The following is a 222-nucleotide window of genomic DNA, read 5'->3' as shown; positions in this document are numbered from 1 at the left end:
AAAGTGGTGGGTCGTGAAGGATTCGAACCTTCGACCAACGGATTAAAAGTCCGCTGCTCTACCGACTGAGCTAACGACCCACTGGTATGATTTTTAAATGGTGCCCGAAGCCAGACTTGAACTGGCACGCCTCGAAAGGCGAGGGATTTTAAATCCCTTGTGTCTACCGATTCCACCACTCGGGCAAATTGGAGCGGGAAACGAGGCTCGAACTCGCGACCC

2 tRNA genes are annotated in these 222 nt (G+C 52.7%); both read right to left on the bottom strand.

Going from position 1 to position 222, the window contains the following annotated elements:
* Positions 1–4: 4 nt before the first annotated feature.
* Positions 5–80 (bottom strand) — tRNA-Lys (locus HMPREF2750_RS07160).
* Between the two features lie 18 nt (positions 81–98).
* Positions 99–185, bottom strand: a tRNA-Leu gene (locus HMPREF2750_RS07155).
* Positions 186–222: the final 37 nt, after the last annotated feature.

The organism is Haemophilus sp. HMSC066D02 (genome assembly GCF_001810545.1).
In the GTDB taxonomy this organism is placed as follows: Bacteria; Pseudomonadota; Gammaproteobacteria; order Enterobacterales; family Pasteurellaceae; genus Haemophilus_D.
Note: the sequence above shows the minus strand (reverse complement) of the source record. Positions and strands in the feature narration are given on the sequence as shown.